Annotated in this window: 13 protein-coding genes; all 13 read left to right on the forward strand. The window is 43.0% G+C overall.

The annotated features are described in order from the left end of the window. Nucleotides 1-55: 55 nt before the first annotated feature. The 13 genes from glgB (at nt 56) to atpD (ending at nt 14,706) form a co-directional block, all read left to right on the forward strand. Nucleotides 56-1,942: a 1,4-alpha-glucan branching protein GlgB gene (glgB, locus tag G573_RS0104945; RefSeq protein ID WP_027975671.1), complete on the forward strand. Its 1,887-nt coding sequence runs from the start codon at nt 56-58 to the stop codon at nt 1,940-1,942. Nucleotides 1,943-1,966: 24 nt separating this feature from the next. Beyond that, the gene (locus G573_RS0104950; RefSeq protein WP_027975672.1) at nt 1,967-3,106 is read left to right on the forward strand and encodes a glucose-1-phosphate adenylyltransferase; all 1,140 of its coding nucleotides are present in this window, start codon (nt 1,967-1,969) and stop codon (nt 3,104-3,106) included. Next, nucleotides 3,096-4,226 carry a glucose-1-phosphate adenylyltransferase subunit GlgD gene (gene glgD / locus G573_RS0104955; RefSeq protein ID WP_027975673.1) on the forward strand — a complete coding sequence of 377 codons (1,131 nt, stop codon included), beginning with the start codon at nt 3,096-3,098 and terminating at the stop codon, nt 4,224-4,226. The genes G573_RS0104950 and glgD overlap by 11 nt, the downstream gene beginning before the upstream one ends. After that, nucleotides 4,226-5,659, forward strand: a complete 1,434-nt coding sequence (glgA, locus tag G573_RS0104960) for a glycogen synthase GlgA (RefSeq protein ID WP_027975674.1) — start codon at nt 4,226-4,228, stop codon at nt 5,657-5,659. Before glgD ends, glgA begins: the two co-directional genes overlap by 1 nt. 168 nt (nt 5,660-5,827) lie before the next feature. Continuing rightward, nucleotides 5,828-8,224 (forward strand): glycogen/starch/alpha-glucan phosphorylase, encoded by a 2,397-nt coding sequence (locus tag G573_RS0104965; RefSeq protein ID WP_027975675.1) that lies wholly within the window; start codon nt 5,828-5,830, stop codon nt 8,222-8,224. Then, a complete protein-coding gene (locus tag G573_RS0104970) occupies nt 8,206-8,493 on the forward strand; it encodes a hypothetical protein (protein WP_027975676.1) in 288 nt (95 codons plus the stop codon). Before G573_RS0104965 ends, G573_RS0104970 begins: the two co-directional genes overlap by 19 nt. A gap of 24 nt (nt 8,494-8,517) precedes the next feature. Then, the gene (locus G573_RS0104975; RefSeq protein WP_027975677.1) at nt 8,518-8,718 is read left to right on the forward strand and encodes a F0F1 ATP synthase subunit C; all 201 of its coding nucleotides are present in this window, start codon (nt 8,518-8,520) and stop codon (nt 8,716-8,718) included. 41 nt (nt 8,719-8,759) lie between these two features. Continuing rightward, on the forward strand, nt 8,760-9,464 hold the full coding sequence (atpB, locus tag G573_RS0104980) for a F0F1 ATP synthase subunit A (protein WP_027975678.1): 705 nt from the start codon (nt 8,760-8,762) through the stop codon (nt 9,462-9,464). A 13-nt stretch (nt 9,465-9,477) separates the two neighbouring features. Next, nucleotides 9,478-9,972 carry a F0F1 ATP synthase subunit B gene (atpF, locus tag G573_RS0104985; protein WP_027975679.1) on the forward strand — a complete coding sequence of 165 codons (495 nt, stop codon included), beginning with the start codon at nt 9,478-9,480 and terminating at the stop codon, nt 9,970-9,972. Then, nucleotides 9,972-10,508 carry a F0F1 ATP synthase subunit delta gene (locus G573_RS0104990; protein WP_027975680.1) on the forward strand — a complete coding sequence of 179 codons (537 nt, stop codon included), beginning with the start codon at nt 9,972-9,974 and terminating at the stop codon, nt 10,506-10,508. Before atpF ends, G573_RS0104990 begins: the two co-directional genes overlap by 1 nt. Nucleotides 10,509-10,523: 15 nt before the next feature. Continuing rightward, nucleotides 10,524-12,029, forward strand: a complete 1,506-nt coding sequence (atpA, locus tag G573_RS0104995; protein ID WP_027975681.1) for a F0F1 ATP synthase subunit alpha — start codon at nt 10,524-10,526, stop codon at nt 12,027-12,029. A 17-nt stretch (nt 12,030-12,046) separates the two neighbouring features. After that, nucleotides 12,047-12,925, forward strand: coding sequence for a F0F1 ATP synthase subunit gamma (locus G573_RS0105000; protein ID WP_027975682.1), 879 nt, complete (start codon nt 12,047-12,049; stop codon nt 12,923-12,925). 374 nt (nt 12,926-13,299) lie between these two features. Beyond that, on the forward strand, nt 13,300-14,706 hold the full coding sequence (atpD, locus tag G573_RS0105005; RefSeq protein WP_027975683.1) for a F0F1 ATP synthase subunit beta: 1,407 nt from the start codon (nt 13,300-13,302) through the stop codon (nt 14,704-14,706). Nucleotides 14,707-14,711: the final 5 nt, after the last annotated feature.

Consider the following 14,711-nt stretch of genomic DNA (forward strand, 5'->3'; position numbering starts at 1 on the left):
TTTTATTAGGGCAGGTTTATCTTACTTTTACGAACAAACTAGAGGAGGTGGTTGAATGGACGAAAAAGAGGCATTGAGAACATTCGGAACGGGTGAAAATTTCCATGCGCAGCATTATTTTGGTTTTCATGAAACCGAAAGAGATGGTGTTAAGGGATATGTCTTTAGAGTCTGGGCGCCCAATGCTGAAGATCTTCATTTGATCGGTGATTTTACAGGGTGGTTTGACAATCCTCTGCAGATGCAAAAAAATGAAGCCGGTGTTTGGGAGGTCTTTACTGATTTGCCTAAGGAGGGGCACATTTATAAATATCTTGTGACGCGTCAGGGCGGACAGATTGTCGAAAAGATTGATCCTTTTGCTATTTATCTGGAAGAGCGTCCGGGGACAGGCTCCGTGATCAGAACCATTCCTGAAAAGAAATGGAAAGACGGATTGTGGCTGGGCCGCCGCAAACGCTTAGGATTCTTTAAGCGTCCGGTTAATATTTATGAAGTTCATGCGGGCTCTTGGAAGCACAATGAGGATGGCAGTCCTTACACCTTTGACCAATTAAAAGATGAGCTGGTTCCTTATCTGGTTAAGATGAACTATACGCATGTTGAATTCATGCCGCTTATGGCTCACCCTCTGGGAATGAGCTGGGGTTATCAGCTCATGGGCTTCTTTGCTTTTGAACACACTTATGGAACACCGGAGCAATTTCAAGACTTTGTTGAAGCCTGCCACTTAAACAACATTGGTGTTATTGTTGACTGGGTACCGGGTCATTTTACGATCAATGATGATGCTTTAGCCTATTTCGACGGAACTCCGACTTTTGAATATCAGGATCACGACAGGGCGCACAATTACCGCTGGGGAGCATTGAATTTTGACCTTGGGAAGAATCAAGTGCAGTCTTTCCTTATTTCCAGTGCTAAATTCTGGATAGACTTTTACCATATTGATGGTATTCGGGTTGATGCTGTCAGCAATATGCTTTACTTGGATTACGATGAAGGACCTTGGCAGCCTAACAAGGAAGGCGGAAACCGCAATTTGGAAGGCTATTACTTCCTGCAGCGTTTAAATACCGTGCTTAAGCTGGCTCATCCGGATGTCATGATGATTGCTGAAGAGTCGACAGCCATGACTAAGATTACAGGGCGCCGCGAAGAAGGCGGTTTAGGATTTGACTACAAATGGAATATGGGCTGGATGAATGACATCCTTAAATTCTACGAAGAAGATCCAATTTACCGCAAATATGATTTTAATCTGGTCACCTTTAGTTTCATGTATCTCTTTTCGGAAAATTTCGTCCTCCCATTCTCGCATGACGAGGTTGTTCACGGGAAAAAGAGCCTGATGCATAAGATGTGGGGAGACCGTTACAATCAATTTGCAGGGCTGCGCAGTCTCTATACCTATCAAATGTGCCACCCCGGTAAAAAACTGCTGTTTATGGGCAGTGAATACGGCCAATTTTTGGAATGGAAATACGACCAAGAATTGGAGTGGAGCAATCTAGAAGAAGAAGACCAGTTAAACGTGAAGCTGCAGGCTTTTACAAGCAAGCTCAATCAATTCTATAAGGATCATAAAGCTCTTTGGCAGGTTGATACCAGCTATGACGGCTTGGAAATTATTGATGCGGATAATGTTGACCAAAGTGTTCTGTCTTTCATCCGCAAAAATGAGAAAGGAGATATGTTAGTTTGCGTCTTTAATATGGCTCCTGTGGAACGCAAAGATTTCACCATAGGGGTACCGGTTGCCGGTATTTATGAGGAAATCTGGAATACAGAACTTGAGGAATTCGGCGGTGTCTGGAAAGAGCATAATGAAACCGTTAAAACCCAAAAAGGCTTGTGGAAAGACTATGAAAATACGCTCAGTTTCACTCTGCCGGCTCTGGGAGCAAGTATCTGGAAAATTAAACGTCGTTTGAAAAAATAAAAACTATTTGGGAAGGAAATTCACATGAAGAATGAAATGTTAGCTTTGATCCTCGCAGGAGGACAAGGGACACGTCTGGGCAAATTGACACAAAGTATTGCAAAGCCTGCTGTTCAATTTGGGGGACGTTACCGTATTATTGATTTTGCACTGTCAAACTGTGCTAACTCAGGAATTAATAATGTTGGTGTGATTACCCAGTACCAGCCACTGGCTCTTAATAATCATATTGGAAATGGATCAAGCTGGGGTCTTGACGGCATTGACTCTGGAACAACAGTTCTTCAGCCATATTCTGCAACAGAAGGAAACCGTTGGTTCCAAGGAACCAGTCACGCCATCTATCAAAATATTGATTATATTGACGGTATTAATCCTGAATACGTGCTGATTCTGTCGGGAGACCATATCTACAAGATGGATTATGATGACATGCTCCAGACGCACAAAGATAACATGGCCAGTTTGACGGTAGCTGTTATCGATGTTCCTCTCAAAGAAGCCAGCCGCTTTGGTATCATGAATACAGACTCAAATGACCGTATCGTTGAGTTTGAAGAAAAACCAAAAGAACCAAAATCAACTAAGGCTTCGATGGGAGTTTACATCTTTAATTGGGATCGCCTGCGGACTATGCTTGTCGATGCTGAAAAAAATAATATTGACATGTCCGACTTTGGTCAAAATGTTATTCCTGCCTATCTTGAATCAGGTGAACGCGTTTATACCTACAATTTCAAAGGCTATTGGAAAGACGTTGGGACAATCGAATCTCTTTGGGAAGCCAATATGGAATATATCGGAGAAGATAATGAGCTTCACAGCCGCGATCGCTCTTGGAAAATTTATTCCAGAAACTTAATCGCACCGCCTAACTTTATTACTGATGAAGCAGATGTCAAAGATTCACTTGTTGTGGACGGCTGCTTTGTATCCGGTAAGGTTGAACATTCGATTTTATCAACCAATGTTCAGGTAAGAGAAGGCGCTGAAATCAAGGATTCCTTCATTATGAGCGGTGCTGTTATTGGTGAAGGTGCTAAAATTACGCGTGCCATTATCGGTGAAGGTGCTAAAATCGGTGAAGGCGTTGAAGTTGACGGAACAGATGACGTTCAAGTTATTGGTTACAATGAAGTAGTGGGGGTTCCAAATGAAGATTGATAAATATTCTGCAATTTTAGGCAGCGCTATCGGCTTTCCCGAAATGGAAGGGCTGACAGATACCCGTCCTTTGGCAAACTTGCCTTTTGATGGTAAATACCGTTTGATTGACTTTCAATTATCAAATTTAGCTAATGCAGGGATTCGCAGTATTTATGGTATTTTCCGCGGACAAAATATCCGTTCCATTTTTGACCACATCAGAAGCGGCCGCGAATGGGGCTTAAATACTCTTTTGAGCCACTATTTCTTAGGATTTTACAATACCAGAGAAGACAGCATCTATGCAGATAAGGACTATTACGATCAAATTTTGACCTATCTGAAGCGTTCAGGTTCAGACCAAACCATCTATATGTCCTGTGACATTCTATGTAATATTGATCTTCAGCAAGTTATTCACCTGCACAATGCTAATAAGCGCAATATCACTGTTGTTTATAAGAAATTGCCTGTTAATATCATTTCTAAGGCCAACGATATTTTAGAAATCGATGAAACAGACACTGTCACCGGCCGTCACGACAGCCATGTCGGCAAGGAATTTGAAAAAATGTCTGCCGGTATTTACATTGTTAATACCCCTTGGCTGATCGAGCAGATGGAAAAAGAAAATGAAAAGGAAAATCCTCTCAATCTTCGCTTTTTGCTTCGTGATTTGACGGTTTCCGAAAGAGCCTTGGCCTTTGAATATACCGGCTATCTGGCCAACATTTCATCAGTCAAGTCTTACTATGATGCCAACATGGATATGCTGGATTCTCAAAAATTCTATTCTCTCCTTTATTCCAACCAAAAGGTTTACACCAAGGTTAAAAATGAAGAAGCAACCTATTTTGCAGCCAACTCGACCGTGAAAAATGCTCAGTTTGCTTCGGGCAGCATTGTCAAAGGCACGGTAGAGCATTCCATTATTTCGCGGAATTGCTACATTTCGGATAATTCCAGAGTTGCCAACAGCATTGTCTTTCCTAAGGTGACTATCGGTGAAGGGGCTGTTGTTGAAAATGCGATTTTGGATAAGAACGTCAAGATTGCACCGGGAGTAACGATTCGCGGAACAGCAGATAAACCGGTTGTTATAGCAAAAGCAAGCGAAATTGTTGAGGATATGGTTTGATGAAAATTTTATTTGTAGCAGCAGAAGGTGCTCCTTTTGCGAAAACTGGCGGATTAGGCGATGTCATCGGGGCATTGCCTAAATCCCTTGTTAAAAACGGAAACGAAGTCAGTGTCATTCTTCCTTACTATGATGCTGTTGATGCTAAGTTCGGCGAAGAGATAAAGGATCTGTTTTACTTCTTTACCAATGTGGGCTGGCGCCGCGAATATGTAGGCATCAAGCACATTTTTAAGGATGGTGTTAATTTTTATTTTATTGACAATAAGCATTATTTCTACCGCGGTCAGGTTTACGGAGAATTTGACGATGGTGAACGTTTTGCCTACTTCCAGTTAGCTGCTTTAGAAGCAATGGAAAAGATTGATTTTATTCCCGATGTTCTTCATGTGCATGACTATCATACCGCTATGATTCCTTATCTGCTCAAGGAAAAATACCATTGGATTAACGCTTATAAGGGCATCAAGACGGTTTTCACCATTCATAATATTGAATTTCAAGGTCAGTTTAATCCTTCTATGCTGGGGGAACTCTTCAGTGTCGGTGATGAGCGCTATCGTGACGGGACGCTGCGCTGGAATGACTGCCTGAATTGGATGAAAGCAGGCGTTCTTTATGCTGACCGCGTCACAACAGTATCACCAAGTTACGCCAAAGAAATTATGACACCGGAATTTGGCAAGGGACTTGATCAGATTATGCGGATGGAATCGGGCAAGCTGAGCGGTGTTGTCAATGGTATTGATACTGACTTGCTTGATCCGGAAACAGACCCGCATTTGGTGGCTCATTTTTCAAAAGACGACCTATCAGGCAAGGCTGAAAACAAGGCGGCACTGCAGGAACGTGTCGGGCTGCCGGTACGTGATGATGTGCCTTTGATTGGTATTGTTTCTCGTTTGACAGATCAAAAAGGTTTCAATCTGGTTGTTGATGAACTAAACACCATCATGCAGCTGGACTTGCAGATTGTACTGTTGGGAACAGGCTATGCTGATTTTGAAAATGCTTTTTCATGGTTCAGCTATGCTTATCCGGAAAAAATCTCTGCTAATATCACATTTGATTTAGAACTGGCCCAGCAGATTTATGCTGCCAGTGACCTTTTCTTGATGCCTAGTGCTTTTGAACCATGCGGTCTCTCACAGATGATGGCCATGCGCTATGGTACGCTGCCTTTGGTGCATGAGGTGGGCGGACTTCGAGATACTGTTATTCCTTATAATGAATTTGAAAAAACGGGTACAGGTTTTGGTTTCCAAGACTTTTCTGGCTATTGGCTGACCAAAACACTTGAGACTGCGCTGGATGTTTATTATAATAAGAAGGACGACTGGAAAATTTTGCAGCAAAATGCGATGAGCATGGATTTCTCTTGGGATACGGCCAGTCAGGCTTATGAAGATATCTACAAAGAAATAGCAAAATAAAAAATAAGGCAATTGTCTGCAGCAGCAGGCTTTTGCCTCTTAGGATTTAGTGTTATTTTTGTCCGCTTAGATTGACAGCTGTTTTTATGAACTTTTCAATCAGCAGTCGGTCTATTGGCCGAAAGCACAATTCCGGCAGTTCTTGCAGTCTCTTATGAAAGGAAAAAAATGCAACTTACAAAAGAAAAATTCATCCGTGATTTCAAAGACACTCTCCATGAAGAGCAGCTGATTAAAGTACCTGATGCTACTCCGACAGAACTTTTTAGTTCTTTAGCAAAGGTTATCCGTAAATATTACACACCGCTTTGGCTGGAGCGAAACCGTAAAATTTCAGAAAATCATCAAAAAGTAGCTTATTATTTTTCGATTGAATTTCTTCCCGGCCGGATGCTTGAAACCAATCTGCTGAATCTGGGCATTCTTGATACCGTTAAAGAAGGCTTTGCAGATTTAGGGATCAATTTCAAAGATGTTAAAAATGCTGAATACGATATGGCTCTGGGGAACGGAGGCTTGGGACGCTTAGCAGCAGCCTTCATGGATTCGCTGGCAACAACCGGCTATCCGGGCTTTGGCAATGGGCTTCGCTACCAGTATGGTCTGTTCAAACAGCGTATTGTCAATGGCTATCAAACAGAGCTGCCTGACGCTTGGTTTGGCTCTGTCGGCAATGTCTGGGAAACCCGAAAAGATCATGATGCTGTTGAAGTTAAGCTCTATGGCAATGTGCATCTGCAGGCTAATGAAGAAGGGCGTATTGTTCCCGCTTACGATGGTGCGCAGATTCTTCGCGCGGTGCCTTATGATGTTCCGCAGATTGGTTTTGGCAATGATAACGTCAACAACCTCCGCCTTTGGGATGTTGAAATTCCTGAAGAATATGAACTCAATTACCCGACCTTGGCAGACCGCCGGCGGGTGAAAAATATCACAGCCATTCTTTATCCGGATGATTCTAATTATGAAGGAAAAGAGCTGCGCCTCATTCAAGAATACTTCATGACAAGTGCCGGGCTGCAGACCATTATTAAATCTTATCTGAAACAAGGACGGCTCTTGGAGCGGATTCATGAAAAAATTTCTGTCCATATCAATGATACCCATCCGGCGGTTGCGCCGGCTGAGTTTATGCGTCTGTTGGTTGATGATTACGGTTTAGAGTGGGATCAGGCTTGGGAAACGACTGTACAAACCATGAGTTACACCAATCACACCATTCTTTCAGAAGCTTTGGAAAAATGGGATGCTGGACTTTTCAAAAATGTTCTGCCGCGTGTTTATCAGATTATTCTCGAAATTGACAACCGATTTGTTGCCGGTCTGGCACAAAAAGGCATTGATACGCACATTATTGAAAATACTCGGATTGTCAAAGACAATCAGATTCACATGGCTAATCTGGCTATCATTGGCGGGCATTCCGTAAATGGTGTAGCAAAACTTCATACAGAACTGCTTAAAGAAGACACTCTGCATGATTTCTACACACTTTACCCGGGTAAATTTAACAATAAGACCAACGGGATTGTTCAACGCCGCTGGACACAGATTGCAGCACCTGAATTATCAGCAGCTATTGATCAGACCATCGGCAATGGCTGGCGGACAGATATTCACGAACTCAGAAAGCTCAATGACTTCGCTGATGATAAAGAGGTTCTCAATGCTTTCTACCGTGTTAAGCAGGATTCAAAAGTAAAACTGGCTGCCTATATCAAAGAAACAACAGGTATTGACGTATCAACCGATGCCATCTTTGATGTTCAGGTTAAACGGCTTCATGCCTACAAGCGCCAGCTGCTGAATGTCCTGCACATTGTCAAACTTTACTGGGATTTAAAGGATAATCCGGATCTTGACCTGGTTCCTCGTGTCTTTATTTTCGGTGCTAAGGCAGCCCCGGGCTATCATTTTGCTAAGTCTGTTATTAAAATTATTAATGAACTGGCTAACCTTATTAATAATGATGCTTCGCTTCAAGGAAAACTCAAGGTTATCTTTCTGGAAAACTATAATGTCAGTTTAGCAGAGCTGATTATCCCAGCTGCAAATGTTTCTGAGCAAATTTCATTGGCTTCCAAAGAAGCTTCCGGAACATCCAATATGAAATTCATGATGACTGGTGCTATTACGCTGGCAACACTTGATGGAGCGAATATTGAAATTAAGGACGAAGTCGGTGATGATAACATTGTCATATTCGGAATGGACAAGGATGATGTTTACAGCCATTACCGAAATCATGATTACTATTCGCGCGGTGTTTATGAATCTAATCCGGTCATTAAGCGCGTGGTAGATACCTTTATAAATGGCACGATTCCAAACAGTCAAAGTGAAGGAGCGGAAATTTATGAAGCTCTCATCACGCATAATGATGAGTACTTCCTGCTTGAGGATTTCACTTCTTATGTGGAAGCGCAGGAAAAAATTGATGCTCTCTACCGTGACCGTGAAGGTTGGGCTCGCATGAGTCTGCGCAACATTGCTAATTCTGATAAATTTACCTCTGATGATACCATCACAGAGTATGCTAAAGATATTTGGCAATTAGAAAAATAAGCCTTCCCAAAGAGGGCGGGACAGTAAATTCTAAGTTTTTGACGGAATTTGCTCCCGTTCTCTTTTTTTGCTGCCAATTTAATCCGGCAAAATCGGCTGCTGTGCCCATTTTCAGCTTAAAAATGCCAGGTTGTAAAGCCCTGTTTGGCTTCTTTTTTATGACTGAAAAAGGATGCTCGGAAAAGCTTAAATTTAAAGATCAGGAAAGCGCAAACAATTTGTGGTTTTCGTTGACAAACACTGAAAATAGGAATAAACTAAACAAGTAAAAAAATTTAAAAGGAGAATTCAAAATGAATTTAGGTATTATGGCTCTTGGCTTAGCCTGTTTTGGTGCTAGTTTGGCAGAAGGTTACTTGGTCGCTAACTTGTTTAAAGCAGCCGCTCGTCAGCCTGAAATTATCGGTCAGTTAAGAACGCTTATGATTCTGGGTGTTGCCTTTATTGAAGGTACTTTCTTCGTTACCCTTGGTATGACACTTATTCTTAGATAAAGGGTTTGTGTCCTGCCTATTTAGAAAAGGGGGGGAGTTAGTTGGAATCAAACACACCAACAATTAGCATTGGACCGGTAACATTTGATTTGACCTTACTTGCCATGTCTCTTTTGACAGTTGCTGCTGTCTTTGGATTTGTCTTTTGGGCTAGCCGTCATATGACACTAAAGCCTAAGGGCAAACAAAATGTCTTAGAATATCTCTATGATTTTGTAACAGGAATTGCTAAGGAAAATTTAGGTGAAGAAAACGGGAAGCGCTATTCGCTTTTCCTATTTACTTTGTTCACTTTTATCGCTTTTGCTAATAATCTGGGATTAATGAGCAGGGTTGAAACAAATGAGTATAATCTCTGGACATCGCCTACTGCTAATATGATGTATGACTTTGCTCTGGCCATTTTTGTGACCATCATTGTCCATGCTGAAGGTATCAGACGCCGCGGTATAAAAAACTATTTAAAAGCTTTTGTTACCCCTATCGGCCTGACACCGATGAACTTATTAGAAGAAGTCACGAACTTAGCTTCTCTTGCTTTGCGTCTCTATGGGAATATTTATGCGGGAGAAGTTGTCACAGGTCTTATTTTAAGAATGGTTGATGTTAGTGTTTTTGTCTCTCCTGTTGCCCTTGCTCTTAATCTGGTCTGGACGGCTTTTTCTGTCTTTATCTCATGTTTGCAAGGTTATGTTTTCACCCTGCTGACGTCTATATATTTGAGTAAAAAGGTTAATGGAGAGTAAGAAAGGAGAATAAATGTCGGTATCAGTTGGTCAATTTATCGGAAATTTTATTATTGCTACAGGGTCTTTTGTTCTGCTGTTTGTTCTTCTTAAAAAATTTGCCTGGTCTCAAATTACTGCTATTTTTCAGGCTCGGGAAGAAAAGATTTCAAAAGACATCGACGATGCCCAAAACGCGCGTCAGAATGCCCAGACTTTGGAAAACAAGCGTCAGGCTGAGCTCAATCAGGCTAAGGATGAAGCTGTTCAAATTATTGAAAATGCCAAAGAAACGGGCAAAGCTCAGGAAACTAAGATTGTCACAGAAGCTCAGGAAGAAGTGGGCCGCCTCAAAGATAAGGCAAATCAGGATATCGCCAGCAGCAAGGCAGAAGCACTGTCAAGTGTCAAAGCAGATGTCGCTGATATCAGTGTCCTTCTGGCTGAAAAAATCATGGCAAAAAGCCTTGATAAAACGGCTCAGAGCGACCTGATTGACAGTTACTTAGACAAGCTGGGAGATGCCTAATGGATAAGAAAATGCAGGCTTTAACAGAAACCTATGCAAAAAGTCTCGTAGATGTGGCGGTTGAAAAAAGTGCAACAGCGGCTGTCTATGATGATGTTAAAGCTATTTTAACGGTCCTTGATGACAGCGATGTGCAGCATTTTTTGGCCAGCACAGCGGTCAGTTTGTCTGAGAAGGCTGGCTTGGTTAGATTGTTTCAAGAGTCTGGTTCAGATTACATGAACAATTTTCTTGAGATAATTCTGCAAAATGAGCGCCAGAGCTTGCTTAAGCCGATTATGGAAGAGGTTTTAAAAGAGCTCAGCATCAAAACGCAGACTTTTGATATTGAGGTGACAGCGGCCGTTGCTTTGTCAGACAGCCAAAAAGAACGGCTGGCTGCACTGGCTGAAAAGAAATTCGACTTGACCAAGCGAGAATTCATCGAACACATCGATGAAGAGCTCATTGGCGGTTTTGTTCTCAAGGCGAATAACAAGGTAATTGACACTAGTATTCGCAGCCAATTACAAGAATTAAAAATGAATTTGAAATAGAAAGTGGTGTGATTTTTGGCAATTAACGCACAAGAAATTAGCGCTTTAATTAAAAAGCAAATTGAAAACTTCCAGCCAAATTTTGATGTCACAGAGACTGGTGTTGTTACTTATGTCGGTGATGGTATTGCCCGCGCCCGCGGTTTGGACAATGCCATGAGCGGTGAGCTGCTTGAATTTGGCAACGGAACTTTTGGGATGGCGCAAAACCTGGAATCAAATGACGTAGGTATCATTATCCTTGGGGATTTTGACAGTATTCGCGAAGGTGATGCCGTTAAGCGTACCGGTAAAATCATGGAAGTACCGGTTGGTGAATCCCTCATCGGCCGTGTTGTTAATCCGCTTGGTCAGCCTGTTGACGGACTGGGAGAAATAGCGACAGATACCACCCGTCCTGTTGAAACACCGGCTCCCGGTGTTATGCAGCGTCAGTCTGTCTCTGAACCCTTACAAACGGGGATTAAAGCCATTGATGCTCTGGTACCGATCGGCCGAGGTCAGCGTGAGCTGATTATCGGTGATAGGCAGACAGGTAAAACATCAATTGCCATTGATACCATCATCAATCAAAAAGGGCAGGATATGATTTGTATCTATGTTGCCATCGGTCAAAAAGAGTCTACTGTCCGCAGTCAGGTAGAAGTTCTCCGTAAATACGGAGCTCTCGATTACACGATTGTTGTCACAGCCTCTGCTTCACAGCCATCACCTCTGCTTTACATCGCGCCTTATGCCGGTGTTGCCATGGCAGAAGAGTTTATGTATAATGGCAAGCATGCCTTGATTGTTTATGATGACTTGTCAAAACAAGCGGTGGCTTATCGTGAACTCTCGCTTCTTTTGCGCCGTCCGCCGGGACGTGAGGCTTATCCGGGTGATGTTTTCTATCTTCACAGCCGCCTCTTGGAGCGCTCGGCTAAACTGTCAGATGAATTAGGCGGCGGTTCTGTTACGGCTCTGCCATTTATTGAAACACAGGCCGGGGATATCTCTGCCTACATTGCGACAAATGTGATCTCAATTACAGACGGTCAGATTTTCCTTCAGGAAAACCTCTTTAATTCGGGTATCCGTCCGGCTATTGATGCCGGTTCTTCGGTATCGCGTGTCGGCGGCAGTGCCCAGATTAAAGCCATGAAAAAGGTAGCCGGAACGCTGCGTCTCGACCTTGCTTCTTATCGTGAACTTGAAGCCTTTACGCAATTTGGTTCTGATTTGGACTCAGCGACACAGGCCAAACTCAACCGCGGCCGCCGTACGGTAGAAGTGCTTAAACAAGACCTTCATAAGCCTTTGGCAGTTGAAAAGCAAGTGCTCGTCCTTTACGCCCTGACACACGGTTTCTTGGACAGTGTTCCTGTCAATGACATTTTAACCTTCCAAGATAACATGTTTGATTATTTCGATTCACACTACAGTGATATTTTTGAAACGATTCGCACGACAAAGGATCTTCCGGAAGAATCAGTTTTGGACAAGGCTATTCAAAGCTTTAAAAATCAGTCACAATTTAGTTAATACAGGAGGGATCTAATATGGCAGGCTCTCTTAGTGAAATTAAAGTGAGAATTACGTCAACGCAAAAGACCGGGAAAATTACCAGCGCCATGAAGATGGTATCTTCTGCCAAATTGGTTAAGTCAGAACAAGCAGCCAAGAATTTTCAAGTTTATGCTTCTAAAATTCGTCAGCTTACAACAGATTTACTGCATTCTGATTTAACCATGGGTTCGAATAATCCCATGCTGATTTCGCGTCCGATTAAAAAGACAGCTTATATCGTTATCACTTCTGATAAGGGTTTGGTTGGTGCTTATAATTCAACCATTCTCAAGGCTGTTATGGATACCATCAAGGATTATCATCCGGATGACAGTGATTATACCATTATTTCTATCGGCGGAATGGGCTCTGATTTTTTCAAGGCTCGCAATATTCCCGTTGCTTTTGAACTGCGCGGATTGGAAGACAATCCCAGTTTTGAAGAAGTTAACCGGATTATCTCAAAGTCGGTTGAAATGTACAAAAATGAAATCTTTGATGAACTCTATGTCTGTTACACACACCATATTAACAGTTTGACCAGTCAAGTGCGTGTTGAAAAAATGCTTCCTATTTCAGATTTAGACGCAGACGAAGCCAGCGAAGGCAATGTCACAGGATTTGAATTAGAACCCAATCGGGAAGCTATTTTGGAACAGCTTTTGCCCCAGTATGCTGAAAGTCTGATTTACGGTGCCATTATTGATGCTAAGACAGCAGAGCATGCAGCAGGTATGACAGCTATGCAGACAGCGACAGATAATGCTGATAAGGTCATTAAAGATTTGACGAAATTATACAATCGTGTGCGTCAGGCCGCGATTACACAAGAAATTACAGAGATTGTCGCGGGTGCCAACGCCTTAGATTAATCTCTCTGCAAAATAGAACAGGGGCTAAAATCCTAGTAAAAAAGATAAACGTTCTTGTGTCTTAGCGACACAGCGTCCGTTTCTTATTTTTATACGGATTTGACACGCCCTTTGCGACACTTCGTTTGGTTAGTCGATTTTACTAAGCAAACGACGTTAGCGGGAGAGGCAGCCAAATCACTATGGTGATTGGCGTTTGTTATCAAGTGCATAGCACTTAGATAACAATCCTCTGCCGTATCTTAGTAATAGAACAGGGGCTAAAATCCTAGTAAAAAAGATAAACGTCCTTGTGTCTTGGAGACACAGCGTCCGTTTCCTATTTTTATACGGATTTCTTCACGCCCTTAGTATCTTAATTAAAGGAGAAGAAAATGAGCACAGGCAAAATTGCTCAGGTGGTCGGTCCTGTTGTCGATGTTGCATTTGCAGCAGATGATAAACTTCCTGAGATTAATAATGCATTGATTGTTTATAAAGATGGCGATAAAAAACAAAGAATCGTTCTCGAAGTGGCTCTTGAACTTGGCGATGGCCTTGTGCGTACCATTGCCATGGAGTCAACGGACGGTCTGACACGCGGTCTTGAGGTCCTTGACACAGGCCGTGCCATCAGTGTCCCGGTTGGTAAGGAAACGCTGGGCCGTGTCTTTAATGTTCTTGGAGATACAATTGACCTTGACAGGCCGTTTCCAGAAGATGCTGAGCGGCAGCCCATTCATAAAAAGGCTCCTTCATTTGATGACCTGTCTACCTCAACTGAAATTTTAGAAACAGGTATCAAGGTAATTGACCTCTTGGCCCCTTATCTTAAAGGCGGGAAGGTCGGCCTCTTTGGCGGTGCCGGGGTCGGCAAGACCGTTTTGATTCAGGAGCTAATCCACAATATTGCCCAAGAGCACGGAGGGATTTCAGTCTTTACCGGTGTGGGTGAACGTACGCGTGAAGGTAATGACCTCTACTGGGAAATGAAGGAATCCGGTGTCATCGAAAAGACTGCCATGGTCTTTGGTCAGATGAATGAACCGCCCGGAGCACGGATGCGGGTTGCTCTTACCGGCCTTACCATCGCCGAATATTTCCGTGATGTTGAAGGTCAGGATGTGCTGCTCTTTATTGATAATATCTTCCGCTTTACTCAAGCGGGTTCTGAAGTTTCAGCCCTCCTTGGCCGTATGCCTTCAGCCGTTGGTTATCAGCCGACGCTGGCAACAGAAATGGGGCAGCTGCAGGAACGGATTACATCAACGAAAAAGGGTTCTGTTACCTCTATTCAGGCCATCTATGTGCCTGCCGATGACTACACTGACCCGGCACCGGCAACAGCCTTTGCTCACTTGGACTCAACCACCAATCTTGAACGCCGTCTGACTCAGATGGGGATTTATCCGGCAGTTGACCCTTTGGCATCAAGTTCTCGTGCGCTTTCTCCGGAAATTGTCGGTCAGGAGCACTATGATGTGGCAACAGAAGTGCAGCATGTGCTGCAGCGCTATCGTGAATTACAGGACATCATCGCTATTTTGGGGATGGATGAACTGTCTGATGAAGAAAAGACCTTGGTTGGCCGTGCCCGCCGTATTCAATTTTTCCTTTCGCAAAACTTTAACGTTGCGGAACAATTTACCGGTCAGCCTGGTTCTTATGTACCGGTTGCCGAAACAGTCCGCGGCTTTAAAGAAATTCTTGAAGGAAAATACGATGACCTTCCGGAAGATGCCTTCCGCAGTGTCGGCGCTATTGAGGATGTTGTTGAAAAAGCGAAAAAGATGGGCTTTTAATGAGG

Origin of the sequence: Streptococcus devriesei DSM 19639 (assembly GCF_000423725.1) — a bacterium.
Taxonomy (GTDB): Bacteria; Bacillota; Bacilli; order Lactobacillales; family Streptococcaceae; genus Streptococcus; species Streptococcus devriesei.

Bases quoted from the DNA above. Each gene is read 5' to 3' on its own strand.
- glgD (WP_027975673.1), top strand. From the start codon at position 3,096: ATGAAGATTGATAAATATTCTGCAATTTTAGGCAGCGCTATCGGCTTT.
- G573_RS0104990 (WP_027975680.1), top strand. From the start codon at position 9,972: ATGGATAAGAAAATGCAGGCTTTAACAGAAACCTATGCAAAAAGTCTC.
- glgB (WP_027975671.1), top strand. From the start codon at position 56: ATGGACGAAAAAGAGGCATTGAGAACATTCGGAACGGGTGAAAATTTC.
- G573_RS0104950 (WP_027975672.1), top strand. From the start codon at position 1,967: ATGAAGAATGAAATGTTAGCTTTGATCCTCGCAGGAGGACAAGGGACA.
- atpD (WP_027975683.1), top strand. From the start codon at position 13,300: ATGAGCACAGGCAAAATTGCTCAGGTGGTCGGTCCTGTTGTCGATGTT.
- G573_RS0105000 (WP_027975682.1), top strand. From the start codon at position 12,047: ATGGCAGGCTCTCTTAGTGAAATTAAAGTGAGAATTACGTCAACGCAA.
- glgA (WP_027975674.1), top strand. From the start codon at position 4,226: ATGAAAATTTTATTTGTAGCAGCAGAAGGTGCTCCTTTTGCGAAAACT.
- atpF (WP_027975679.1), top strand. From the start codon at position 9,478: ATGTCGGTATCAGTTGGTCAATTTATCGGAAATTTTATTATTGCTACA.
- G573_RS0104975 (WP_027975677.1), top strand. From the start codon at position 8,518: ATGAATTTAGGTATTATGGCTCTTGGCTTAGCCTGTTTTGGTGCTAGT.
- G573_RS0104965 (WP_027975675.1), top strand. From the start codon at position 5,828: ATGCAACTTACAAAAGAAAAATTCATCCGTGATTTCAAAGACACTCTC.